Origin of the sequence: Lacipirellula parvula (assembly GCF_009177095.1) — a bacterium.
In the GTDB taxonomy this organism is placed as follows: Bacteria; Planctomycetota; Planctomycetia; order Pirellulales; family Lacipirellulaceae; genus Lacipirellula; species Lacipirellula parvula.
Map to the genome: position 1 here is coordinate 1,449,084 of NZ_AP021861.1, position 23,532 is coordinate 1,472,615.

A 23,532-nucleotide genomic window follows, 5' to 3' on the forward strand; every position below is an offset into this window, starting at 1 on the left:
AAGTGCGTGTCGCAGTGTGCGACATGTGTTGTCGTGGTTTTCGACGCTGCGCCGCCGGTACGTAAGCGCATCGTATTCGTACGGCGTGATGAGATCGTGCAAGCGACGAAATAGCCTGCTTTTACCGGCAAATCAGCTAGCGACGCTTTTTGCAGCCAAGTACTCTGTTCATGTCGCGGTGCGGCATACGCCGCTAGAGTTATCGTCTTCTGAAGTTTCACCCCCACCCAGGTCAGCCTCGTGAAAATCACAACTCGTTGTACGGCGCTTCTTGCCGCCGTATGCCTTCTGGGCAACGCTGCCTCTGCAGCGCCCATCACGTTCAACGTCATCGATAGCTTGAGCTCGCTCAGCATCACTCCCGCCGCCGGCTTCTCTCCCGGGTCGGCTCCGACGCAGCCCCAAGGGCTCGGCGCTTGGTCGACCAAGTATTCGGGCATTGTCGTCGCCGACGTCACGTCCTCGACCATTCAGTTGCTGCCGACGACGCAACTCGTTGCCGGCATCAGCGGCAATTGGAGCCCGGGTCTTAACTACCCGTTACCAGCCGATTCGACCCGTGCGGAAACAGTGCCCGCGTATGTCAATTCAAGCGTCTTCGCAAACTACGGCACCACGACGAATCTCAGTTCGATCGGCGGCCCCGCCGCTTCGAATTCGGCGATTCGCAATCTGCAGATTTCGCTCGCCGACAGCGCTCCGAAGCCGCTTACCGCGGGCCTCTTCGATGAAGCAGGCAGCACGCCGTCGTTCAAATCGGGGATTATTTACCTCAGCTACGGATCGACGTCGCCGAACGGGCCGCTCACGAATCTGGCGGGCGCCGGGATCGTGATCAACCCGACCACCGATTACACCGGCACTGGCTCGCTCGTGCGAACCGGCAACTTGCTGACGTTGACAGTTCCTGTGCAGTTCAGTGAGTCGCACTTCTTCGGCATGACGACATTCTACGGTACGATTGTCGCCACGGCGAACGTGCCTGTGCCGGAACCGGCGACGTTCGGCCTGCTGGGCGCCGCCGCTCCGCTGGGGCTGATGGTTCGTCGTTCGCTGAAGAAGTAACGCTGGCGATCGCCGTCAAAGTTATCAGATACAGAAGCGAGGGCTGAGCGTTACTCGGCCCTCGCTTTTTTGATGCGCTGGCGTTTTAGCCCCGGGCTCCGCCCGGGGGTAGCATCACGCGCGGCGATGCCTACCGGAATGGCGACCTACCCCCGGGCGGAGCCCGGGGCTAAAAGCGGCGCCGAGTCGGCTTCGTATTCCAGAATATCGCCAGGCTGGCACTCGAGCGCTTTGCAAATGGCTTCGAGCGTCGAGAAGCGGATGGCTTTCGCTTTGTCGTTTTTGAGGACCGAAATGTTGGCCATCGTGATGCCGACCCGCTCGGCAAGCTCGGTGACGCTCATCTTGCGGCGCGCCAGCATGACGTCGATGTTGATGATGATGGCCATGCCCGCTTTCATTACACCGTGAAGTCGTTTTCGGATTTGATGTCGACGGCGTTTTGCAGAACTCGTTCTAACATCGCTGCCGCGGCGGCGGCGACGATTGTGGGGAAGATCACCAGCAGCCGCAACATGACGCCTGGCGGGCCGTCGTCTCCCTCAGCGAAGGGGACGAAGGCGAAGCTGAACAGGGTGAACCCGATCATCGCGATCGCGCAGTACTTGATTGTGCGCAAGGCGTGAACGGCTGCGGGTGAGAAGACTTGGTTCTGCCCTGCATACCCAAGCACCTTGAAGGCTTGGTACAGCGCGACAAAGAACGGAACCGACGCGAGGTAGACGTACGCCAACAGCGGATCGTTGAAGTAGACCTCGAAGGGCGTGGCGTGCGCGTTGCGACCTTCGAGGTGGGGCTCGCCGAGCAAGAAGGCGAGGACGGCGAGGCCGAACATGACGACGGCAGCTTGCAGAATGAAGATGGAGCTGCGTTTCATGGCAATGCACCTTCAGAAACGTTTGAAGGGAGTAAAACCGTACGCCCGGATCTAGAAGGGGCCACGGCGAGGCGTTGCCGAGTGGCCTTCATGTGATTGATTTTACTCGCTAATTTATCGTTTGTCAATAAATAATTATTGCTTTGCGTGGGGCGTGGCTCCCCTTAAAAGGGGAGGACGGTGAAGGGGGCGGGAGCCTTTTGCCACCCGGCAATCGTCAATTCAGCAGAAAGCCACCAGCGGCAGAGGGCTCTCAACCCATTGGCGCAGCGCAACAAAAAAAGGCCCCGTCGACCGAAGTCGACGGGGCCTTTTGAGCGGGGACGCTACGGCGAAGACGGGAGATCCGCGCCGCAGCAGCTTGTTGAATCTTTCAACAAGCCCCTTTAATTATCTGAATCCGCGAGCATTCACGAGCGCCACGGGTTATTCGCTCGGGCCGGACGTTTGGGGCGTCACGGCGCCTCCATCGTTCGAACGCAAGTCTAGCGGAGTTCAGGCTTAGACCAACTCTTTCTTGGCGCCAACCAGCGTCCGAAGGCGTTCGGCCAGCAGGGCGGCGTCGAACGGCTTCTTGAACGTTTCGTTGATGCTTGAGCGATCGAAGCTCGCCGTCGCGCCATCGTCTGGCAGCAGGGCGATCAGGATCGTCTCAGCGAAGTCGCTGGAGCGACGCAGATTTTGGCAAATCTGCAGGGCTTCAACTTGGCCGATCGAGAAATCGACCACGATGCAGTCGGGGTGGAAGCTTTCGGCTTGGATGCCGGCTTCGAATCCGCTGGCGGCGGTGCTGGTGCGGAAGGAACGTTCGAGAGGCAGCTCGCGCTTGAGGTTCTCGATCAGCACTTGGTCCTGCGCGACGATGAGCACTTTGGCCATCGCCTCGTCCTCTAGGTCGCCCAGCGGCATGCCGTGCTCCTTGAGGAACCGGATCAGGTACTCGCGGGGGATCCGACGGTCTTGCGAACCGGGGATGCGGTAGCCCTTGAGTCGACCCGAATCAAACCACTTGCTGACCGTGCGCGGGGCCACCTTACAGATCTTAGCGACCTGACCAGTAGTAAAGACCTTCATCACGGGTACTCCAAAATTGACTTGCGTGAACGCTCACTCGCGGCCCACGCTCCCAACGAGCGTGCGACCTGGTCGGCCCCTGGCAATTTGCAACGCGTTACAGCGTTAACTCTCCCTAAACGCCGCTCTTCTGGGTCGAGAGGCGCGTTGCTCTTCGCCTGGGTCGGGGCACGGAATCAAAAAATTGCATGCGGCTTCGGTTCAGGTCCTTCTGATCCTCTGCTGTCATGTACGCTATTCGGCAGTGCAAGCACTCGGAGATTGGCGAAAGTCGTTAAATTGGAGAACTTCGCAGTCAGTCCATCCAATCGTTACAATCGCTTTTTCCCACGAGCAAATGCGCGGCCGGTAGGCTCGCGGTTTGCAACGGGTTCGTTGCGCAGGGGAAGCTCCAGACGGCGCGCAGCGGCCCTTCCAATCAAGGGCGCAACGCGGCACCAAAGCGGCGTGCAGTGTCAGGCAGGCTCCCCCCTTCAATGGAATCCCTGGGCCAGCGTTGCCGCCCCCTCGATGAAGGGGAAGCGCTGGTGGAGGGAACTCCATCCGCTACTTATTTCGAGTCGAGAGGGGGGTCGACTTTAGAAACTTTCAACCGTTGCACCGTTCTCGACGGTTGATCCGCCCGTTCCGGAGGCGAAAAGTGGTCCGACAGTGCCGCCGGCGACGGTTGGAACGGTTGCGACGGCCCGATTGTCAGTCGTCAGTTGCTGAAACGCGGGGAGAGTTGATTGGCTGAGCAGCTCCTGCTGTGGCTGCAAGCAATCAATCCCCCAGCAACTGACGACTGACGACGGACCACTGACGCCGTGATCCCGTCGAGGCCGCTAGGCAGCCTTGAGCGCCGACGGCGCGATGTGGCCGTCTTCGCTGACGTCTTCGAATCTTACCGACACCCGCTTCGACACGCCCGACTCTTGCATTGTTACCCCGTACAAGGTGTCGGAACAGGTCATCGTCCGCTTGGAATGCGTGATGACGATGAACTGCGTCGTTTGCATGAACTGCTTGAGGACTTCGACGAAGCGATCGATGTTCGCTTCGTCGAGCGCAGCATCGACTTCGTCGAGGACGCAGAACGGGCTGGGACGGCTGCGGAAGATCGCTAGCAAGAGCGCGACGCAGGTGAGCGTCCGTTCGCCGCCTGACAGCAGCGAGATGTTGCGCGGTTGTTTGCCTGGCGGGCGGGCGATGATCGAGATGCCGGCTTCGAGCACGTCGCCGCTGGCGTCGTCCTCCAAAATGATGTCGGCCTCGCCGCCGGCGAACAGGCCGCGGAAGATCTCTTGGAAGTGGCGGCGGATGTTGTCGACCGACTCGGTGAAAAGCTGCCGGCTCTCGCCGTTGATCTGCTGGACAATCTGTTCGAGCCGCGCCTTGGCCGACTGCAAGTCTTCGTACTGCGATGCCAGCGTGCCGTAGCGGCTTTCAAGGCCTTCGAGCTCGGCGAGGGCTTCGACGTTCACCGGGCCGACGGCTTGGAGGCGGTTCTTCAGGTCGCGAATTTCGACTTCGATGGCGGCGCGGTCGCCGGGGATGCCTTCGACTGGTTCCTCGACGGCGTGTTGTTCGGCCGCTAGCGTAGCCAAATCGAGTTGGTAGTCCTCTCGCAAGCGTTCAGCGGTCGCCGAGCGCTGCTGGACGAGTTGCTGGAGTTCAAGCTGGGCGGTTTGCAGGCGACGTTGCCGCGAGAGGAGTTGTTCGCGGATGGCGTCGGCGGCGGCGACGGCGGCGGTGCGGATGCCTTGGCGACCTTGGCGAGCGGCGTCGAGTTCGGCGAGTTTGGCGCTGAACTCGTCCTTGCGAGTGACAAGCTCGGTGCTTTCAGCCGCAAGGTCGAGCACGAGTTGCTGCAAGCGGGCACGTTGCGTTTGGCACTCAGCGGCTCGCGTACGCGTTTCCTCGAGCAGCGTGTCGCGTTCGGCGTGATCGCGGCGGAGTTGCTCCATTTGCCGCTGCAAGCCTTCCAGACGTTGCTCGCTGCGGGCAAGCTGAACGCGTTGTTCGGTGACGGCGTGGCGGAGTTGTTCAACGGCGGCTTCGAGTTCGGCCTGACGTTCGACTGCACCGGTGCTGGCAGCGTGGGCCGCTTCGATGCGCAGGCGTAGTTCTTCCGCGCGGTTGAGCGAGCCGTTGCGATGTTGCGCGAGTTCTTGCAACTGAGCCGCGGCGGCTTCACGGGCGGCGGCGATCGCGGCCATACGGCCGTCGAGTTGGTCGAGTTTGTCGGTCACCGAGGCCGCTTGCAGTCGCGCCTCGTTGTGGGCGTCGCTAGCAGCGGTTTGGCGCGAGGCGAGACGCTGCAGGCCAGCTTCAGTGGTTGAGATGCGTCGTTCGAGCTCTTCGCGATCGCGTTGCGAGTCGGCGGCGGCCCGTTCCATTTCCTCAATCTGCTCACGGAGAGCGCGCAGCTCGCTGCGACGGGAAAGGAGGCCGGCGATGTTTTGGCGCGGGCCGACGGTGAGCGTGCCGTCGGCGAGCACGGCTTCGCCCGAAGCGGTGATAAAGTTCAGTCCCCTGCCCTGCCCGTTTGCCAGACGAATCGCCGTCGCGAGCGTGTCGACGAGCCAGTGGCGGCCCAGCAGGCGGCGGACCATCGGCTGCAACTCTTCGTCGGCGTCGACGAACATGTCGGCGCGGCCCATGACGCCCGGTTCGTCGGCGAGATCAATCCGATCGACGGCGCTGGCGGGCGACGGCACGTCGAGCCGCAGAAAGCTCGTGCGGCCGGGCCAGCTGCCAGGTTCGCCGGCGAGGGCCGAGGCGAGCGACTTGGTTTCGGTGACGACGAGATAGTTAGCCCGTTCGCCGAGGGCGATTTCGATGAGTGGCGCCGAATCGGCGTCGACGTGCAGCAAATCGGCGACAACGCCGCGGACGCTGCGGAACGGCCCGTCGGGATCGGCTTGCGCCTGGCGGAGAACTTCCTTGGCGCCGGAGGTGAGGCCTTCGAGGCGGCGCTCGAGTTCTTCGAGGACGACGGTCCGCTCGCGGGCGCCGGTGAGACGGCCTTCGAGATCGGCGACCAGCTTGTGGAGCGCGGCGATCTTGGTGCGATCGGCGGCGAGTTCCGACTGGGCGCGTTGGTGAAGCTGAGTCGCCTGTTCGAGTTCGGCTGCGAGCGTCGCTAGGCCGGCGGCGGCGCGTTTCTGCTCGCCCAGGAGCCGCTCGCGCGACGCAGCGAGGGGCGCCAGTTCGTCGTCAAAGCGGCCGAGCGAGCCTTCGGCCGTTTGCAGCTTCGCTTCTAGCAGCTGTTCGTCGTTCTGCACTTGGGCAAGTTCGCGCTCGGCCTGTTGCAGTTGCGACTGCGTCTGAGTCGCTTGCGCGGCGATGTTAGCGAGTTCCGCTTCGGCGGCCGCGAGTTCTTGCTGGCGCCCAGAGATAACGCCGGCGCCGGCGTCGAACTGCGTTTGCGAGGCGGCCAGCTCCGCGGCCGTTTCAGCGACCAACTGCTGGGCGTCGCCGGCCCGGGTGGTCAGCACGAGCAGCTGCTGGCCGAGGCGTTGGGTTTCGAGTTCGAGCTCGTCGACGCGGGCGAGATGGCTGCTGCGAGTCGATTCGCATTGGGCGAGGCGTTCGCGGACGGCCGACTCGGCGATGGCGGTTTGGCGATAGCCTTGTTGGAGTTCGTCGTTCTGGCGGTCGACCTCGGCGACGCGAGCATCGCATTCAGCGAGTTCGCGTTCCATGCCGCTGACGTCGGTTTCTTCGGCACCAGCGGTGGTGCGTAAGGCGTCGATGCGGGTGGTGAGCTTGCGCCAATCCTCCAGCCCGACGTGCGTGCGGAGTAGTTGCAGTCGCTTGGAGACTTCGGAGTACTTCTGCGCCCGCCCGGCTTGCGAGCGGACGGTTTTCAAGCGCGCTTCAAGTTCCTCGACGATATCGGCAAGGCGGAGGAGGTTTTGCTGGACCTTTTCGAGGCGGCGGGCCGCTTCTTCGCGTTTTATGCGGAAACGACTCACTCCGGCGGCTTCTTCGAAGATGAGACGGCGTTCTTTGGGCGACGATTGCAGAACGGCGTCGACCTTGCCCTGCTCGATGATGCTATAAGCGCCGTTCGACATGCCGACGTCGGCCAGCAGGTCGCGGATGTCGCGAAGTCGACAAGGCTGCCGGTTGATGAGGTACTCGCCCTCGCCGCTGCGGTAGACGCGGCGGGTGATTTGGATCTCGGCGGCGTCGTGGTCGAAGATGCCGGCGCGATTGTCGAAGATAAGCGACGCTTCGGCGGCGTTGGCCGCGCGGCGGGAACGCGAGCCGCTGAAGATGACGTCGGTCATCTCCTTGCCGCGGAGGGCTTTCACGCTTTGGGCGCCGAGGACCCACTTGATCGAGTCGACGACGTTCGACTTGCCCGAGCCGTTCGGCCCAACGACGACGGTGATGCCGGCCGGGAACTCGAACCTGGTTCGCTCCGCGAAGCTCTTGAAACCGTTGAGTTCGAGGGCGGAAAGCATGGCGTGAAATCGAAGAAGTTTTAACCGCGAATCACGCGACTAGACGCAAATGAAGATTTGGGTGGCGAGGCCGCTGCATGGATGCTTGACTGTTATGCCGGAGAAATCTGGATGGCGTTGCAGTGTTTCATACTTTGCTGTTGATTCGCGTCATTCGCGGTTCCTTCCCGTCGCATCGAAGAAGCTGAATTCCTAGCCGCCGCTCGCGACCAGATGGGCTCCCTCTTTGGAGTCCGACTTCGAATCGCTGCGATCGGGCGTGCGTCCCACTTCCGGCAAGGCGTTTTCGCAGTAGCGGCTGGGCAGGGCGCCGGTTTCTTTGGCCTTGCGCAACATCTGGACCACGTCGGGGTAGTCGCCGCCGAGGTCGATGATAGCGCGAATCACCTCGTCGACGTTCGCCGAGACGATCCGCTGCTCGGTCGGATTGTTCGGCCCGAAGCGGCTGACCGTAATCTTGTCGCCCTTGAGGCCGTTGACCAGGATTCGCGGACCGGCGTCGAGGACGAGCGGCAGTTTGAACTGGTGATCGGGGCCGAACAGTACGATTTCGGGGCGATGGCTGCTGGTGACGTGAATCATCGGCGGGCCGCCGACGTCGAGGCGATGGTATCTGAACTTGCCGTTCAGGCTTTCGCCGCGAACGAGGGGGTCGACGACCGCCATGGTCGAGAGCGCGCGGAAGGCGCCGTATCGGGTTTCGGCGCTCTTCACGCCGAGGAGTTTGGTCAACGCCTCGGACGACGCTCCGTCTTCCATGGCGCCGAGGGCCGAGAAGGCGGCGACGCGGTAGGCGGGCTCGTCGGTGGCGGCCTTGGCAAGCGGCTCGACGGCTTCGGTCACGTCGAGGTAAGCAAGCGCTTCGGCGGCGTAAAAACGGACTTCCGAGTCGCTAGCTAGCGAGCCCTTTTTGAGAATTTCAATCGCTTCGGCGCCGCCGATCGCTTCCAAGCGAAGAGCGGCCGTTTCCGAGGTGACCGGGTCAAGCAGCTGGCCTTCGAGCAGTTTGAGACGATCGAGCCGCTGCTGAGCCGATTCGCGGATGGCAATGCTGCGAACAACGCGCATGTAGCGGCCGATGTTGTCCTTGTAGCGGGGATGAATGATCAGCTCGATGTATTCATCAGTTTGCGGCGTGGCGACGCCCGTGCGACGGCCGTCGACGTACGTGTGGAAGCGATCGCTGACCGCTTTGGCCGTCATTTGGCTGAGCCGGATCGACTGGTGCGAGTGATCGAGGATCAGGCCGAGCTGCCGTGACTTGGTGGCGACGCCGCCGTTCAGCACGCGTCCCTGGACCATCAGGGCGGGGTTGTTCTCGATGTCGGCCGACGGGTCGACCAAGATGGCGCCCTGGCAGACGGCAATGTCGTGGCCGTTGCGGAGCGCGCCGCCGAGAACGGCGACTTCGCTCAGCTGCGTTTCCATCAACCAGCCGCCGCGGAGGCTGGTGGTATCGGTGCGCGACGGCGTGCGGACTTCGATGTCGAAGCGATCGCCTGCTTGAATGCCGGGGCGCAAGTACCCGCGAACGAGCACCAACGCCGTGTTGGGGGAGCTGAGGATCTCGTTGGGATTGGCGATTTCTCGGCGGTTGAGTTCGGCGAGCAATGCGGCGCGTTGCGGCGAGGGGGCGGGGTCTTCGCCAGTGCCGGCGAGGCCGGTAACGAGGGCGACGTTTTCGACTTTCACGAAATTCATGCCGTACGGATGGGCGACGGCGCTGACGAGCTGAGAGCCGTCGAGGGCGCCGTCCTCAATCGTCGAAAGGGCGGCGTCGGGGCTCTGCGGGCGGAAAATCGGGCCCATGCAGCCTGTTGCCAGCGGCGAAACGACGCAGAGGGCCGCTGCCTTCAGCACCGCTCGTCGGGAGATGGACTGGCTGCGGCGATTTTGATTCGACATGGACGTAGCTCCGACAGGTCGCTGCGCGCAGCCTTGCGCGCAGCCCGGTTCCGAGACCGAGAGGCCGCGGAGGGTAGGGACGCTGGCGGATTGGGTCAAGAGCTAGAGGGTCGTAGACCGACAGTGCGCGAGCTAGCGTCTAGCCCCGGGCTCTGCCCGGGGGTCGGCGTGAAGTAGAGGCGACGCACCACCGTATGGTGCGCGACCCCCGGGCGGAGCCCGGGGCTAGGGGAACGTCGCCGCGCTTCTAAGGCGGGTCGTAGCCGCTGCCGCCCCAAGGATGGCACCGACCTATTCGCCGTAGTCCCCGCCAAGCGCCGCGGATGGCGCCATACTTTCGAACGGCTTCGATGAAGTACTGGCTGCAGGTCGGTTCATACCGACAGAGGGGGCCAAGAAAAGGACTGATGCAAAGCTGGTAGCCGCGGACGGCGGCAATCATGAGATAGCTCGGAGCGGCGACGAGATGTTTCCAGAGACGGTGCATGCGGCAGTGCTAGCGAAGCTGGCGGGCCAGTCGCTGGGCAAGCGTGCGGAGCGATTGTTGAATGCGCGGCATTGTCGGTTCGGCGCCGGCGCGCGGCAGCGCGACCAGATCGACTCCGGTAGGTAGTTCGTGCTGAGACAGGCGGAAGGCTTCGCGAAGACAGCGCTTCCAACGATTGCGGACGACGGCGTTGCCAACCTTCCGCGAGACAACCAGCCCGATGCGCGGATGGTCGAGTTCGTTTTCGCAGGCGTAAAGGATGAGCATGCCGTCGCCTTGCGAGCGGCGGCGGGCGAAGACGCGGTCGAACTCCGCTTTCTTCAGAATTCGTCGCGAACGGTGGAAGGAAAAGTCGCTCACTTAGCTGATCGTTTCGTCGCGATTGATCGGCGGCGCCTTGACGGTGTCGACGCCTGCTTGCGAGCCCGAGATCTTAGCGTCCGACGCCGTTGGTTCCGCATCGGTGCTGCGGCGCAGGGGAAGTCGATCAGGGGGAACGGACGGACCGCGGCGGAACTTCCCTTGCTTGCGGACCCAATTCCCGCCTAGGAGGATGACCACCACGAGCAACATTCCGAGCAGGGCGATGCCAAGCAGAGCCATTAGCACGGCTGCGCTCGCGGGGGGCGAGAGTTTCTGCGGCGGCGCCGTCTCAGCAAGAGCTAGGCAACAGCGCGTGGTCACGTTGATTGCTGCGCCGATCACCAGCGAAGCTCCGTGCGCGGGTTGTCGTTGTGGCGCTGGGCGATCTCGACCAGTTGCTGACGTTCTTCGTCGCTGAGATCTTTCGGCATCACAATCTGCAGTTCCGCGAACAGATCGCCGGGCTCGCCGGAACCCGCCTTCACCCCCTGCCCTTTCACACGCAGCTTTTTGCCGCTCGACGTGCCGGGCGGGACGGTGAGCGTGATTGTGCCGTGGGGCGTGGGGACGTCGATCTTGCCGCCGCCGATGGCTTCAGCGAGCGTGATCGGCACGGTGATCTCTAGCCGCTTGCCGTGGCGACGAAACTGCGGATGGGGTGCAATGGCGACGCGGATGAGGATGTCGCCCGGTTCGCCGCCGTTGGCGCCTGGTTCGCCCTGGCCGCGCAGGCGGATTTTTTTGCCGTCTTCGATGCCAGCGGGAATTTTGACGTGGATGGTTTCTTGGCGTCCGTCGCCGCGCTGGACGGCGATCTGCGCTTCGCCGCCGAGGATGGCGCTGGCGAACGGGATCGCGAGTTCGTGTTCGAGGTCGGCGCCTGATTCAGGCACGGGCCGCCGCCGGCCGCCCCCGCCGCCGCCGCGATTGCCGAATTGTTTGAAGAAGTCGCCGAAGCCGCCTCCCCCTGCCCCGCCTCCGCCGCCGAACAGATCCTCGAAGTTGACTTCGTACGAATCTTGCCCGCCGCGACCGCCCCCGCCTGCACCGCCCGGCCAAGGACGCGGATTCGGGCCGCCGGCGCCCATCGACTCATAGGCGCTCCCGTAGCGGTCATACATTTCCCGCTTCTTCGGGTCGTTCAGCACGTCGAACGCGTTTTGAACCTGTTGAAACTTTTCCTTCGCCTTCGGATCATCGGGATGAAGGTCTGGGTGGTTTTCGCGCGCGAGCTTGCGGTACGCCTTCTTGATCTCCTCGGCCGACGCGGCGCGAGCGACTCCAAGCGTTGCGTAGTGATCTTCTGCCATGAATGCGGAGCGTTTGATTTAGAGGCGCGCGGGGGAAGTATTCAGCGGGAGAGCCCCATTTTAGCGGTCGCGCGCGAGCTGGGTAGTGACAGTAGCCAGAGGGCAAATTTGAATCACGACGAAGATTTCGCTTGGATTTAATCTTCAGAGTCGGTTGAACCGGTATTTGCCGAACTGCTAGACGCGCCTCCTAAATGTTGTGGCTCACTCACCTTGAGAGGGAGGGCTGGGGAGGGGGGGATCCTGGTACACGCTGCCGTCACCCCTCCCTAACCCTCCCCCTCAAGGGGAGGGGACCACAGCAATTCAAAAATTAACTCCGTGCTACTTTTTCGTCGGGGTTGGGGCCAACTTGCTGAGTAAGGAAAGGTTGCACGACCACTTACGCCCCTTGTTTCGACTTCTGGCCGGCATTCTTCGCCTTGCCGGCGACGTCGGGCTCCGTGACGCTGGCTGGCGGCGTCGCCAATTTGGGAATCGGCACGCCGCTGCTGGCTGCAAGCAGTTCGCGTTGAGCGCGATGCTCTGGCTCGTCGTGCCAGGCCGCTGCACGAACGTAGGCCCCGTCGGGCATCAGGACGCGTGCCCGGGAATTGTCGCGGAGGTACGTCGGAATGATTTCTTCGCAAACGCGGCGTTTCAATTCAGGCGCTTCGATCGGGAACATCACCTCGACGCGGCGTTCGAAGTTGCGCGGCATCCAGTCGGCGCTGCTGAAGTAGACGTGCTCCTTGCCCGCATCGCCGAAGACCATAATGCGGCTGTGCTCCAAGAAGCGATCGACGATGCTGCGAACGCGAATGTTGTCGGAAATGCCGGCCAGCCCTGGCCGCAGGCAGCAGATGCCGCGGATCACGAGGTCGATCGGCACGCCGGCCTGGCTCGCCTGGTAAAGCGCTTCGATCGTTTCGCCGTCGACCAACGAGTTAAGCTTCGCGAAGATGCGTGCGTTCTTGCCTTCGCGGGCGCGGGCGGCTTGCTCGTCGATCAGTTCGATCGTGCGGCGGTGCAGATCGGTGGGGGCGATCACCAGCTTCTTCCACTCGTGCCCTTGCGAGTAACCAGTGAGGAAGTTGAAAAGCGCCGTGCAATCGTCGGCGACGAGCTTGTTCGACGTGAACAACGCCGTGTCGGTGTAGAGGCGAGCTGTCGACGGGTTGTAGTTGCCCGTGCCAAGGTGACAGTACCGACGGACCTTCGCGCCTTCCTGCCGCACGACCATCGCGAGCTTGCAGTGAGTCTTCAGATCCATGAAGCCGTACACGACGTGGACGCCGGCCCGTTCCATTTGCCGCGACCAGCTGATGTTATTCGCTTCGTCGAAGCGGGCCTTCAATTCGACGAGGGCGGTGACGTGCTTGCCGTTCTCGGCCGCTTGGATGAGCGATTTGACGATCGGGCTGTCGCCGCTGGTGCGGTAGAGCGTTTGCTTGATCGCGAGAACGTGCGGATCTTCAGCGGCGCTCTGGATGAAATCGACCACCGGATCGAAGGAGTCGAACGGGTGGTGAAGCAGCACGTCGCGATCGGCGATTTCGGCGAACAGGTTGTCGCCGCGGCGCATCCCCAGCGGCTGACGCGGGGTGAACGGGGCGTCGCGGAGAGCGTCTTTGCCAGGTAGGCGGGCGAGTTCGTTGAGGGCCGTCATGTCGAGCATGCCATCGACGCGGTAGACCTCGGAGTACTTCTCGCCTTCGACGAAGAAGTTTTCTTGCAACTGCTCTTCGCCGATGAGCGTTTCGAGCAGATCGCGACTCATTTCCTTGTGGACTTCGAGGCGAACGGCTTCGGAATGCTGGCGATCGCGGAGCCGCGACTCAATCGTCCGCAGCATGTCGTCTGACTCTTGCTCGAGCATGTCGACGTCCATGTCGCGCGTGAGCCGGAACGTCGCGTGGTGGGCGCTTTCGTAGCCGCCGAAGAGTTCCGACAGCTTGCAGGCGATGATGTCTTCGAGCAGCACGAGCTTGTTCTCGTGCGGTCCGCCAACGTCGATGAATCGCGGCAGCACCTGCGGCAGTTGGACCACGGCGAAGAGTTCCGCGGGGCCCAGGCCGCTCGTCCGCTGCAAGAGCGCGGCGAGGTAGAGGCCGCGATTGTGGAACCGGGGGCTCGGATGGCTGGGGTCGATCGCCATCGGCGTGAGGATCGGGAACGCCCGCTGGCGGAAGAATTCGTCGACGATCTTCCTCTGGGCTTTGTCGAAGTCGGCTTCTTTGAGCAGCAGAATTTGCTGTTCGGCGAGGGCTGGAAGGATCGCCTTGTTCCAGCAGCGGTATTGTTGCTCGACCAACTCGCGCGTCCGCTGCCAGATGCGCTGGAGTTGCAGCAGCGCGTCGAAGCCGTCGGCCGCGACGTCTTGCGGGGCCACGCCGCCGAACGCTTGTTCGCGCAGGCCGGCGACGCGGACCATGAAGAACTCGTCGAGGTTCGAGCTGAAGATCGAGAGGAACTTCACGCGCTCGAGAAGCGGGTTCGACGGATCCTGAGCCTCTTCCAACACACGAGCGTTGAACTCCAGCCAGCTCAACTCGCGGTTGATGAAGTGCTCGGGCTGGTAGACGACGGGCTCGGACATGGAATGCGACGGTACGGCTGGGGATGCGCGGGGAGAACGCCAGCGCAATTATAGCGTACCGAGGCCCCGCTGCCGGGGCGGGGAAAAAGACTCAAGTTTTGCCGGCGGCAGGTTCAGGACCCCCGGCTTAAAGCCGGGGGCTCGCTTTGGGTTTGCGTGCGTCGTTTTAGGCGAGGGCGTCGAAGACGCGGACTTTCGACCAGTTGGGCGACTGCTCGGCGATGAATTCTTTGTGCCGCGGAGCGACCTGGTATTGGTCGTGGGATTCCTTGCTGTCGAACACGGCGACCAGGGCGACGTCGAAGTCTTGATCGTTCACGGGGCGTTGGTAGGAAGGTTCGCGGGCGCCTGCGCTGTAGTGGACCGTGCCGGGGTGATCGGTGAGGTATTTGTCGCAGGCGGCGATAAACGATTTAACCGACGCTGGCGATTGGTCTTTGAGCGTGAAGAAGACGACGTGGGCGAGGCCGGGGGCGGACATATTTCGATCCTAGTTCGATTGGATGGGAGTCAAGCGACTTACAGCGACTTGAGAGGCCGCGCGGCGGCTACTTAGGAGCTTCGCCTGGGGCGATGCGCTGATTGTCTTTGAAGAACTGCTCGCTGACCGTGCCGTCGGCGGCCCAGCGGCTGAGCTTGCCGTTGAGCTTGCCTTTGGAGAAGGTCGCTTCGCCGACCTTCCGGCCCGATTGGTCGTATTCGGTCATCAGGCCGTCGAGAGCGCCGTCAACGAAGATCGACTCTTGGCGAGGCTTGCCGCTCTCGTAGAAGGTCTTGCGAGCGCCGGCCAGCTGATTCTCGGCAAAGCTTTGTTCGATCTTGGGCGTCTTGCCGTCAGCGAAGTAGCTGGTCCAAGCGCCGTCGCGTTTGCCGGCTTTGTAACCTTTCTTCGACTGCAGCGTACCGTCGGCGCGGAAGACTTCCCACTGGCCGTCGGGAGCGCCCTTCTTGAAGATGACCGTCTTGGCAAGTTGGCCGTTGTCGTGCCAGTAGCTCCAGGGGCCTTCGTGAACGCCGTTGTCGAAATTCCCCTCGGCGAACTTCTGGCCGTTGCGGTAGTACTCGGTGTATTGGCCGTGGTTGACGACTTGATTGTCAGAGAGGATTCGCACCTGGCGGCTGACGCGCGGTTTGCCGTCGTCGTACTTTTCGCTGACGGGGCCTTCTTGCGCGACCGTCGGCTCTGGCGCCGGGGTCGGTTCGTCGAGGTAGATCGGCGCGGCCTGCGGCGCCGCCGCGTCTTGTGCGACCGCGACGTTATCGGCGAGGAGGCGCCCGCCGACGCAGGCGGCCAAGGCGAAGTAGCGAAGCGAACGCAGAAAAGTCATCGAAACTACTCTCCGGAGATCCTGCCCGCCGGGGCAGGTTGGCTTGTGGGGCGAACCTTCAGTATGCCGGTCGACTGCGTCCCAGCCTAGCAATCGTCGCGGACTTGCCGCCGGGGGCAAGTCGCTTTCTGTAGCCGGCGGGTGCGGCTTTGCGGTTTAGGCCGATTCGGGGGCCTTTTTGCCGCTTTCGAAGTACCAGTCGGGGGGCAAAATTGTGTCCTTGCCGACGACGATGATCCCGTCGCGGATGGCGACGCAGTCGCCCGACACGTCGTCGAGCTGGGCGTCGTTAATAATACGGACCCGCTGGCCGATACGGCAATTCTTGTCGACGATGGCGCCTTCGATGACGGCGCCGGCTCCGATGCCCATCGGTGGTTCCTCGGCGAAATCGCTGGCTGCCACGGCTTCCGGCGATTCGTAAAAGTCGGCGCCCATCAAGATCGAGTTGCGAATCGTGACGTCGCGGCCGATGCGGCAGCGTAGGCCGATGACGCTGTTTTCGATGCGGGCGCCCGGCTCGATGATGCAGCCGTCGGAAATCAGGCTGCCGGTGACCATCGCGCCGTCGATCCGCGACGGCGGCAGGAAGCGGGGGCGGGTGTAGATCGGTGCGCTCGCGTCGTTCATGTCGAACGGCGGGTTCGGCTGAGCGAGCTGTAGGTTCGCTTCGTAGAACGAACCGATCGTGCCGATGTCTTCCCAGTAACCGTCGAATAGGTGGACCTGCACGCGGCGGGTGCCGATCGCGTGGGGGAAGACTTCGCGGCCGAAGTCTTGGTGGTTGTCCTGGGCGAGCATCTCGGCCAGCACCTTCGCGCTGAAAACGTAGATACCCATGCTGGCGAGGCAATCGCGGCCGCCGCTGGCGACGCCGCGGCTGTCGATCCAGCCCGGGTCCATGCGGACGGGGGCGATTTGCTCTTCGGTTTTCGGCTTCTCGACGAAGCCTTCGACTTGCCCCGAAGCGTCGACGCGCATGATGCCCATCGCCGCGGCTTCGCTGGCGTGGACAGGCTTTGCGGCGATGGTGATGTCGGCCTTCGAGTCGATGTGCGTTTGGATCATCGCGGCGAGATCCATCCGGTAGAGCTGGTCGCCTGACAGGATTACGACGTAATCGACGCCGAGTTGGGTGAAGTAGCGGAGATGCTTGCGCACCGCGTCGGCGGTCCCTTGGTACCAGCCGGTGCCCTCGGACATCGTCTGTTGGGCGGCCAGGATTTCTACGAAGCCGCCGCTGAAGTTGTCGAAGCGGTAGGTGCCGCGGATGTGGCGGTGGAGACTCACTGAGAGGAATTGGGTGAGAACGTAGATGCGGTTGATGCCGCTGTTGAGGCAGTTGGAAATCGGAATGTCGATAAGGCGGTACTTGCCGGCGAGCGGCACGGCCGGCTTCGACCGGTAGTTCGTTAGCGGCTGCAACCGCGTTCCCTGTCCGCCGCCTAATACGACTGCTACCGCATTCTTCATGATGGATCTTCCAGCTGAGTGGATAAGTATTGTGGAAGCGAGCGTGTGCTATCTCAGTTTTGTGGGAGGCGTCTCCGACGCCGATTACGGCCACCATTCGCGATCGAGCATGTGGCGACAGTTCTGACTGGCTGAGGAGTAGGGCCATTCCTCGGCTGCTTGCACCAACCCGGCCCTTACCGGATTGTGCTCAATGTACAGCGATAGGTCATGTAGTTCAGCCTCGCTCCTGCAGCGGTGGTCTAGGAAACCTTCCTGCCAAAACGTTCCCTCACGCTGACAAAGCTTATTGAGTTCTCGAGCTGTGAACTTGTTGCTGTCGAGCATCAGTTGAGAGAGGTTCTCTCCCGGCATCAAACATAGCGTCATGTGATAGTGATCTGGCATAACGCAGAAGGCGAATAATTTGATTCGATCGCGCGAGCGAAGGTAATTCCAGCTGTCTAGAAGTATTGCGGCGGCCCGCTCGTTCGCGAGTACCGAGCGGCGCTGATCGACGACTTTGGTGATGAAGTAACAAGCGAACGCCTCGGAGATTCTTCCTTGGCGAAGCGATTGAGAATTGCCTTTGATTGGGGCTCGATCGTTCACTTGCGGCCTGAATCGGCGTCGGAGACGCCTCCCACAAAGAAATCGTTGCTCCGCTACTTAACAGCCAGGATAACCAACCGTCCCGGAACGACCTTTTCCTGGGCGATGGTCTTGCCGACAAGTTGCTCGGCGACTTTCGGCTCCGCCTTAGCGGCCGCAAGAATTGTTCCGTTGTCGGCGTCGGCCGCGACGGTGATCTTGCCGCGGACTTTGCCGTTCACCTGCACGGCCAATTCGACGGTCGATTCGGCGATCAGCGACTCATCGAACTTCGGCCATGGTTCGTAGGCGAGCGTCTTGGCGTGGCCGAGCGCGTGCCACAGTTCCTCGGCCATGTGCGGCGCAAACGGCGCCAACAGCAGGATGAAGGGTTCCATGCAAGCCCGCGGGCGGCGTTCTTGCTTCGTGAAGAAGTTGGTGAACTCCATCATCCGGGCAATCGCCGTGTTGAACGAGAGCTTGGCAACGTCTTCGGTGACGGCTTTGATCGTCTTGTGGAGAACGCGGAGTTCGTCGGCGTTCGGGGCGTTGTCGGAGAGGGCAGGGCTGAGCGCCATTTCCTCGGCGCGATCGTCGATGATCATCCGCCACGCGCGGCCGAGGAAGTTGTAGACGCCGTTGACGCCCTCCATGCTCCAAGGCTTCGTCGCTTCGAGCGGGCCCATGAACATCTCGTAGAGCCGTAGCGCGTCGGCGCCATATTCCTTCACGACTTCGTCGGGGTTGATGACGTTGCCGCGGCTCTTGGACATCTTCTCGTTGTTTTCACCGAGAATCATGCCCTGATTCACCAGCTTCTGGAACGGCTCGACCGTGCTGACGACGCCACGATCGTACAGGACTTTATGCCAGAAGCGTGCGTAGAGGAGATGAAGAACCGCATGCTCGGCGCCGCCGATGTAGAGGTCGATCGGCATCCACGCCTTTTCGATCGCGGGATCGATCGGCGCTGCGGCATTCTTCGGGTCGAGGAACCGCAGGTAGTACCAGCAACTGCCGGCCCATTGCGGCATCGTGTTCGTTTCGCGTTTGTATTTCACGCCGTCGATGACGGGGTAGAGCCATTCGTCGGGCGCCTTGTCGAGCGGCGGCTCGGGGCGGCCGTGCGGCTTGAAGTCGTCGAGGTGGGGGAGGTCGACCGGTAGTTGGTCTTCCGGCACGGCGCGAACGCGGCCGGTCTTGTTCCCGGCGGCGTCGAGTTCGTGCAAGATCGGGAACGGTTCGCCCCAGAACCGTTGCCGGCTGAAGAGCCAGTCGCGGAGCTTGTAGTTGACCGCTTCGCGGCCGACTTCGCGCTCGGTGAGATCGGCAATGATCTTGCGTTTGAATTCGGCAGTGGGAAGGCCGTTGTACTTGCCGGAGTTGATCGCGACGCCCGCGCCGCCGAAGCAGCGTTTGCCGGCGAGGACTTCTTCGCGCTCTTCCGGCGTGACAGCTTCGCCTGGGTCGACCACCGGGATGATCTTCAGGTTGAATTGCTGGGCGAATTCAAAGTCGCGCTCGTCGTGGGCCGCGACGGCCATGATGGCGCCGGTGCCGTAGGAGGCGAGCACATAGTCGGCGACCCAGATCGGGATGTGCTCCTCGTTCACCGGGTTCACGGCGTAGCTGCCGGTGAAGACGCCGGTCTTTTCCTTCGAGAGCTCGGTTCGCTCCAGGTCGCTCTTGCGGGTGGCTTGCTCGCGATAGGCGAGCACCTTGGCGGCTTCTTCCTTCTTGGTGAGGCGGTCGATGAGCGGGTGTTCCGGCGCGATCACCATGTAGGTGGCCCCGAAGAGGGTGTCGGGCCGCGTCGTGTAGACGTCGAGGCTCTCCTCGACGCGGATCTCCGTGGTGACGAAGAGCGATTCGGTCGTCCCTTCCTCGTCGGGGACGAGAACGTCCTGCACGCCGGGGAGGGGGAAGTAGACCTCGGCGCCGGTGCTTTTGCCGATCCAGTTGCGCTGGAGGGCTTTGATCCCATCGTGCCAGTCGAGCCCGTCGAGGTCCTTTTCTAAGCGGTCGGCGTAGGCGGTGATGCGGAGCATCCACTGCCGCAGCGGCATACGGACCACGGGGTGGCCGCCGCGCTCGCTCTTGCCGTCGATCACTTCTTCGTTGGCGAGCACCGTGCCCAGGGCAGGGCACCAGTTCACCGGGGCTTCGCTCTGGAAAGCGAGGCGGCGTTCGTCTTGGTAATCACGCACCGCCTCCGTGCCGAGGGCCGCGACTTCGGGCGGGATCGGCAACTCGGCGATCGGCCGGCCCTTTTGCAAGTCGGCGTCGAACCAAGTGTCGTAAATCTGCAGGAAGATCCACTGCGTCCAGCGGAAGTACTCCACGTCGGTCGTGGCGATTTCGCGGCCCCAGTCGTAGCTGAAGCCGAGGCTCTTCAGCTGCCGCCGGAAGGTCGAGATGTTTTTCTCGGTTTGGATCCGCGGGTGGACGCCCGTTTTGATGGCGTGTTCTTCCGCGGGGAGGCCGAAGCTATCGAACCCCATTGGGTGGACGACGCTCTTCCCCTGCATGCGGGCAGCCCGGCAGACGATGTCGGTCGCCGTATACCCTTCGGGATGGCCGACGTGGAGGCCGTCGCCGCTGGGGTAGGGGAACATGTCGAGGGCGTAGAGCTTCTCGCCCGCCGGCATCTTCGGGGCGGCGAACGTCGCGTGCTGCTCCCAGTAGGCTTGCCACTTCGGTTCGATTGCAGCGGGGTTGTAGCGTGGCATATCGGGAGTTTTGGTCGCGGGCGGTAAGTGGGGAATGAGTGGCGCCGGGGCCGGGACGGCCCGGCTCGCTGGTGGGGAGCAGGGCTAGAATCGCTGATTCTACTCGCCCTGCCAAGCGGCGCAAACCTGTCGCCCGTTGACGTTTGCGCACCTCGCGATTTACCATGGCGTGCTTGTTTCGGCCCGAACTTCCCGCACAGGGAGGCCCCTCCTCCACGGTAGGCCTGCCCTTTCATCGAGATGACGCCACGCCCCATGGAAAAAACCAAAGTCGCCATTATTGGTCTCGGCACCGTCGGTAGCGGCGTGGCGCGTTTGCTGCTCGACCATGGCGATCGCACGGCCCGGCATGCGGGACGGGTGTTGTGGCTGGAGAAGGGAGTGGTTCGCGACCTGAAGAAGGGCCGCGATTGCGATCTGCCAGCCGGCGTGCTGACCGACAACGTCGACGACGTGATCAACGATCCGACGATCAAGGTCGTTGCCCACTTGGTCGGCGGTTTGGAGCCGGCCCGTACGATCATGCTGAAGCTGCTGGAAAGCGGCAAAGACGTCGTCACGGCGAACAAAGCGCTGCTGGCCGAGCACGGGCCCGAGTTGTTCGACCGTGCCCGGGAGTTGGGCCGCTCAATCGCGTTTGAGGCGTCGGTGGCCGGCGGCATTCCGATCATCGCCAATATCAGCACCTGCCTGTCGGCGAACCAGATCGTTTCGCTGCACGGCATTCTCAACGGGACGAGCAACTTCATCCTCTCGAAGATGAGCGACGAAGGCGCCCCCTACGCCACGGTGCTCGCCGAGGCCCAGCGGCTCGGGTACGCCGAGGCCGATCCGACCATGGACGTCGACGGCAGCGACGCGGCCCAGAAGTTGGCGATCCTCGCGCAACTTGCCTTCGGCGCCCGCGTCGATTGGAAGGATATTCCCCGAGTCGGCATCGATAAGCTCGATGTGGCCGACGTGCGCTATGCGAAGCAGCTCGGCTACCAGATCAAGCTGCTCGCCACCGCCGACTTGGTGGACGACTACCTGGAACTCGACGTTTCACCGGCGTTGGTCCGTTCAGGCAGCCCGTTGGCGGAAGTGAGCGGCCCCTTCAATGCGATTCGCTTGAAGGGCGACGCGGTCGGCCCGCTGTTTTACTTCGGCCAAGGCGCCGGGCAGATGCCGACCGCCTCGGCGGTGGTGGCCGACATGATCGACACGGCCGTCGGTCGCACGGCGATCACGTTCAATACGCTGGAACTCTGGTCGAACCGTCAGGCGCGCGTGACCACGGCGCCGAACGACGCCGCGAAGGCGAAGTTCTACCTGCGGGTGATGGTGAAAGACACGCCGGGCGTGCTGGCCCAAGTGGCGACGGTGCTCGGCAAGCATGACATTTCGATCGCTTCGGTGCTGCAACATGAACCGTCGCTGATGGAAGGCATCGTGCCGCTGATCATCATGACGCACGAAGCGAGCGAAGGCGACGCCGCCCGCGCTTGCGAAGAGATCGACAAGCTGGCAAGCGTCCGCGGCGAGACGGTTCGCATGTGGGTGCGTGGATAAGCGAATAGATGAGTTGAACCACGACGACACGACGGACACGACGAAAGTACGAAGGATCGAATTTATTGGGAGAGATCGTACATGATTCAACCAATTCCGGCGTCGACGGAAGAGGCGGTTTCTCGATTTCTGGATGCGGCCTTCGCTGTCCATCGTGAGTTGGGGCTAGGGTTGCTGGAGTCTGTGTACGAAGCATGTATTTGCCATGAGCTCCAACTTTCGGGAGTTCGGGTTCAGCGGCAAGCAGCGTTACCGGTTGTTTACCGCGGGATGCAAATTGAATCTGGCCTGCGGATTGATTTGATTGTGGAAGACGAGGTCATCGTCGAACTGAAAGCAATTGAAGCCCTACTGCCAATTCACGAAGCTCAGTTACTCACTTACTTGAAAATATCTAAGAGGCGCGTCGGACTGTTGGTTAATTTCAACGTGTCGTTGCTGAAGCAGGGCATCAAACGCATTGCCCTCTAGCTTTTGCATTTCGTCGTGTCCGTCGTGCCGTCGTGGTGAGATTTAAAGAACTATGAAATACGCAATCATTATCCCCGACGGCGCCGCCGATGAACCGCAGGAATCGCTTGGCGGGAAGACTCCGCTGGAAGCGGCCCACACTCCGGCGATGGATGCGCTCGTCGCCGCCGGCGTGATCGCTCGAGCCTGCCACACGCCGAAGGTGCTGCCGGCCGGGTCGGAAGTCGGCAACATGAGCCTCTTGGGCTACGACCCGCTGAAGAACTTCACGGGCCGGGCGCCAATCGAAGCGGCTGCGCAGGGGATCGAACTCGGCGCCGAGGATTGGGCGGTTCGCTGCAATCTGGTCACGGTGGAAGACCAGACGATGCGCGACTTCACGGCCGACCATATCGGCACCGACGAAGCGACGAAGCTGCTGGCGACGATGCAGGAATACGTCACAGCCGACACTGAGTTGAGCCAAGTGCTGCATTTCGTCCCTGGCGTCAGCTATCGCAACCTGATGATCTGGCGCGGCGTCAGCAAACCGGCGCCGTTCAGCATGGAGACGCGGGCGACGCCGCCGCACGATCTCACCGACAAGTCGATCACCGAGGACTTTCCGCGCGGCCCCGGCAGCGACGTGCTCGTCTCGCTGATGGAAAAGTCGGTCGAGCTATTCAAGGATCATCCGGTGAACGTCGTTCGCCAGGGCTATGGAAAGCTGCCGGCGACGAACGTTTGGCTGTGGGGCCTTGGCCGGGCGCCGTCGCTGCAGCGGTTCGACCTCGCTCATGGCGTCCATGGGGCGATGATCACTGCCGTCGACCTGCTCCGTGGCTTGGCGACGCTCGTTGGCTGGAAGCGAATCGAGGTCGAAGGCGCCACCGGCTACACCGACACCGACTATGCGGCGAAGGGCAGAGCGGCGATCGAGGCGCTCAACGACGTCGACCTCATTTGCGTGCACATTGAAGCTCCTGACGAGGCTTCCCACGAAGGCGACGTACAAGGAAAGATCAAGGCGATCGAAGAGATCGACCGCCATGTGGTCGCTCCGCTGGTTGAGGCGCTGAAGGCTCGCGGCGACTGGCGGATGATGATCTCGCCCGATCACCCGACGTTCGTGCGGACGAAGACCCACACGCACGGCAACGTCCCCGTCGCGATGGCTGGTACGGGCATCAAGCCGGACGAGTTCACCAGCTACGGCGATACGAACGCCGCGAAGTCATCGCTCGCCTTCGACGAAGGCTGGCGGACGATGGAATGGTTTATCAAGAAAAACGTTTGAGCGGCCAAGGCCTGTGAGAAT

The 23,532-nt window shown here is 62.5% G+C and carries 19 protein-coding genes; 4 read left to right on the plus strand and 15 right to left on the minus strand.

Annotated elements, in window-relative coordinates:
- Window positions 1-240 precede the first annotated feature (240 nt).
- Window positions 241-1,065 (plus strand): PEP-CTERM sorting domain-containing protein, encoded by an 825-nt coding sequence (locus tag PLANPX_RS05465; RefSeq protein ID WP_152097757.1) that lies wholly within the window; start codon window positions 241-243, stop codon window positions 1,063-1,065.
- A gap of 146 nt (window positions 1,066-1,211) precedes the next feature.
- On the opposite strand, the gene PLANPX_RS05470 is transcribed toward PLANPX_RS05465, so the two are convergent.
- The 15 genes from PLANPX_RS05470 to leuS all read right to left on the minus strand — a co-directional run bounded on the left by PLANPX_RS05470 (window position 1,212) and on the right by leuS (window position 20,213).
- Window positions 1,212-1,454 (minus strand): helix-turn-helix domain-containing protein, encoded by a 243-nt coding sequence (locus PLANPX_RS05470; RefSeq protein WP_152097758.1) that lies wholly within the window; start codon window positions 1,452-1,454, stop codon window positions 1,212-1,214.
- Between the two features lie 11 nt (window positions 1,455-1,465).
- The gene (locus PLANPX_RS05475; RefSeq protein WP_152097759.1) at window positions 1,466-1,942 is read right to left on the minus strand and encodes a DUF2975 domain-containing protein; all 477 of its coding nucleotides are present in this window, start codon (window positions 1,940-1,942) and stop codon (window positions 1,466-1,468) included.
- A gap of 501 nt (window positions 1,943-2,443) precedes the next feature.
- Window positions 2,444-3,016, minus strand: coding sequence for a helix-turn-helix domain-containing protein (locus PLANPX_RS05480; protein WP_152097760.1), 573 nt, complete (start codon window positions 3,014-3,016; stop codon window positions 2,444-2,446).
- Window positions 3,017-3,840: 824 nt separating this feature from the next.
- On the minus strand, window positions 3,841-7,470 hold the full coding sequence (smc, locus tag PLANPX_RS05485) for a chromosome segregation protein SMC (RefSeq protein ID WP_152097761.1): 3,630 nt from the start codon (window positions 7,468-7,470) through the stop codon (window positions 3,841-3,843).
- Between the two features lie 192 nt (window positions 7,471-7,662).
- Window positions 7,663-9,375 (minus strand): flagellar basal body P-ring protein FlgI, encoded by a 1,713-nt coding sequence (locus tag PLANPX_RS05490; RefSeq protein ID WP_152097762.1) that lies wholly within the window; start codon window positions 9,373-9,375, stop codon window positions 7,663-7,665.
- Window positions 9,376-9,622: 247 nt separating this feature from the next.
- Window positions 9,623-9,862 carry a membrane protein insertion efficiency factor YidD gene (gene yidD, locus PLANPX_RS05495; protein ID WP_152097763.1) on the minus strand — a complete coding sequence of 80 codons (240 nt, stop codon included), beginning with the start codon at window positions 9,860-9,862 and terminating at the stop codon, window positions 9,623-9,625.
- A 9-nt stretch (window positions 9,863-9,871) separates the two neighbouring features.
- Window positions 9,872-10,222, minus strand: a complete 351-nt coding sequence (gene rnpA, locus PLANPX_RS05500; protein WP_152097764.1) for a ribonuclease P protein component — start codon at window positions 10,220-10,222, stop codon at window positions 9,872-9,874.
- Entirely contained in the window at window positions 10,223-10,465 is a 243-nt protein-coding gene (locus tag PLANPX_RS05505; RefSeq protein WP_152097765.1) for a hypothetical protein, read from the minus strand. It lies immediately after the preceding gene.
- A 98-nt stretch (window positions 10,466-10,563) separates the two neighbouring features.
- On the minus strand, window positions 10,564-11,535 hold the full coding sequence (locus PLANPX_RS05510) for a DnaJ C-terminal domain-containing protein (protein ID WP_152097766.1): 972 nt from the start codon (window positions 11,533-11,535) through the stop codon (window positions 10,564-10,566).
- A 382-nt stretch (window positions 11,536-11,917) separates the two neighbouring features.
- Window positions 11,918-14,113, minus strand: coding sequence for a polyphosphate kinase 1 (gene ppk1, locus PLANPX_RS05515; protein WP_152097767.1), 2,196 nt, complete (start codon window positions 14,111-14,113; stop codon window positions 11,918-11,920).
- 166 nt (window positions 14,114-14,279) lie between these two features.
- A complete protein-coding gene (locus PLANPX_RS05520; RefSeq protein WP_152097768.1) occupies window positions 14,280-14,594 on the minus strand; it encodes a Dabb family protein in 315 nt (104 codons plus the stop codon).
- 67 nt (window positions 14,595-14,661) lie between these two features.
- Entirely contained in the window at window positions 14,662-15,441 is a 780-nt protein-coding gene (locus PLANPX_RS05525) for a toxin-antitoxin system YwqK family antitoxin (RefSeq protein ID WP_152097769.1), read from the minus strand.
- 156 nt (window positions 15,442-15,597) lie between these two features.
- On the minus strand, window positions 15,598-16,914 hold the full coding sequence (locus tag PLANPX_RS05530; RefSeq protein WP_152097770.1) for a glucose-1-phosphate adenylyltransferase: 1,317 nt from the start codon (window positions 16,912-16,914) through the stop codon (window positions 15,598-15,600).
- An 84-nt stretch (window positions 16,915-16,998) separates the two neighbouring features.
- On the minus strand, window positions 16,999-17,505 hold the full coding sequence (locus tag PLANPX_RS05535) for an REP-associated tyrosine transposase (protein ID WP_152097771.1): 507 nt from the start codon (window positions 17,503-17,505) through the stop codon (window positions 16,999-17,001).
- A 53-nt stretch (window positions 17,506-17,558) separates the two neighbouring features.
- Entirely contained in the window at window positions 17,559-20,213 is a 2,655-nt protein-coding gene (gene leuS / locus PLANPX_RS05540) for a leucine--tRNA ligase (RefSeq protein WP_152097772.1), read from the minus strand.
- Window positions 20,214-20,468: 255 nt separating this feature from the next.
- Between leuS and PLANPX_RS05545 the strand changes: the two genes are divergently transcribed.
- From PLANPX_RS05545 to PLANPX_RS05555, 3 genes are all read left to right on the plus strand, one after another.
- Window positions 20,469-21,764: a homoserine dehydrogenase gene (locus PLANPX_RS05545; RefSeq protein WP_152097773.1), complete on the plus strand. Its 1,296-nt coding sequence runs from the start codon at window positions 20,469-20,471 to the stop codon at window positions 21,762-21,764.
- Window positions 21,765-21,845: 81 nt separating this feature from the next.
- Window positions 21,846-22,235, plus strand: a complete 390-nt coding sequence (locus PLANPX_RS05550) for a GxxExxY protein (RefSeq protein WP_152097774.1) — start codon at window positions 21,846-21,848, stop codon at window positions 22,233-22,235.
- Between the two features lie 52 nt (window positions 22,236-22,287).
- Window positions 22,288-23,511 carry a cofactor-independent phosphoglycerate mutase gene (locus tag PLANPX_RS05555; RefSeq protein ID WP_152097775.1) on the plus strand — a complete coding sequence of 408 codons (1,224 nt, stop codon included), beginning with the start codon at window positions 22,288-22,290 and terminating at the stop codon, window positions 23,509-23,511.
- Window positions 23,512-23,532: the final 21 nt, after the last annotated feature.

Coding starts and splice junctions, on each gene's coding strand:
- ppk1 (WP_152097767.1), bottom strand. CDS start 14,113: ATGTCCGAGCCCGTCGTCTACCAGCCCGAGCACTTCATCAACCGCGAG.
- PLANPX_RS05545 (WP_152097773.1), top strand. CDS start 20,469: ATGGAAAAAACCAAAGTCGCCATTATTGGTCTCGGCACCGTCGGTAGC.
- leuS (WP_152097772.1), bottom strand. CDS start 20,213: ATGCCACGCTACAACCCCGCTGCAATCGAACCGAAGTGGCAAGCCTAC.
- smc (WP_152097761.1), bottom strand. CDS start 7,470: ATGCTTTCCGCCCTCGAACTCAACGGTTTCAAGAGCTTCGCGGAGCGA.
- PLANPX_RS05480 (WP_152097760.1), bottom strand. CDS start 3,016: ATGAAGGTCTTTACTACTGGTCAGGTCGCTAAGATCTGTAAGGTGGCC.
- PLANPX_RS05510 (WP_152097766.1), bottom strand. CDS start 11,535: ATGGCAGAAGATCACTACGCAACGCTTGGAGTCGCTCGCGCCGCGTCG.
- PLANPX_RS05520 (WP_152097768.1), bottom strand. CDS start 14,594: ATGTCCGCCCCCGGCCTCGCCCACGTCGTCTTCTTCACGCTCAAAGAC.
- yidD (WP_152097763.1), bottom strand. CDS start 9,862: ATGCACCGTCTCTGGAAACATCTCGTCGCCGCTCCGAGCTATCTCATG.
- PLANPX_RS05470 (WP_152097758.1), bottom strand. CDS start 1,454: ATGGCCATCATCATCAACATCGACGTCATGCTGGCGCGCCGCAAGATG.
- PLANPX_RS05550 (WP_152097774.1), top strand. CDS start 21,846: ATGATTCAACCAATTCCGGCGTCGACGGAAGAGGCGGTTTCTCGATTT.
- PLANPX_RS05555 (WP_152097775.1), top strand. CDS start 22,288: ATGAAATACGCAATCATTATCCCCGACGGCGCCGCCGATGAACCGCAG.
- PLANPX_RS05475 (WP_152097759.1), bottom strand. CDS start 1,942: ATGAAACGCAGCTCCATCTTCATTCTGCAAGCTGCCGTCGTCATGTTC.
- PLANPX_RS05505 (WP_152097765.1), bottom strand. CDS start 10,465: ATGGCTCTGCTTGGCATCGCCCTGCTCGGAATGTTGCTCGTGGTGGTC.
- PLANPX_RS05490 (WP_152097762.1), bottom strand. CDS start 9,375: ATGTCGAATCAAAATCGCCGCAGCCAGTCCATCTCCCGACGAGCGGTG.
- PLANPX_RS05530 (WP_152097770.1), bottom strand. CDS start 16,914: ATGAAGAATGCGGTAGCAGTCGTATTAGGCGGCGGACAGGGAACGCGG.
- PLANPX_RS05525 (WP_152097769.1), bottom strand. CDS start 15,441: ATGACTTTTCTGCGTTCGCTTCGCTACTTCGCCTTGGCCGCCTGCGTC.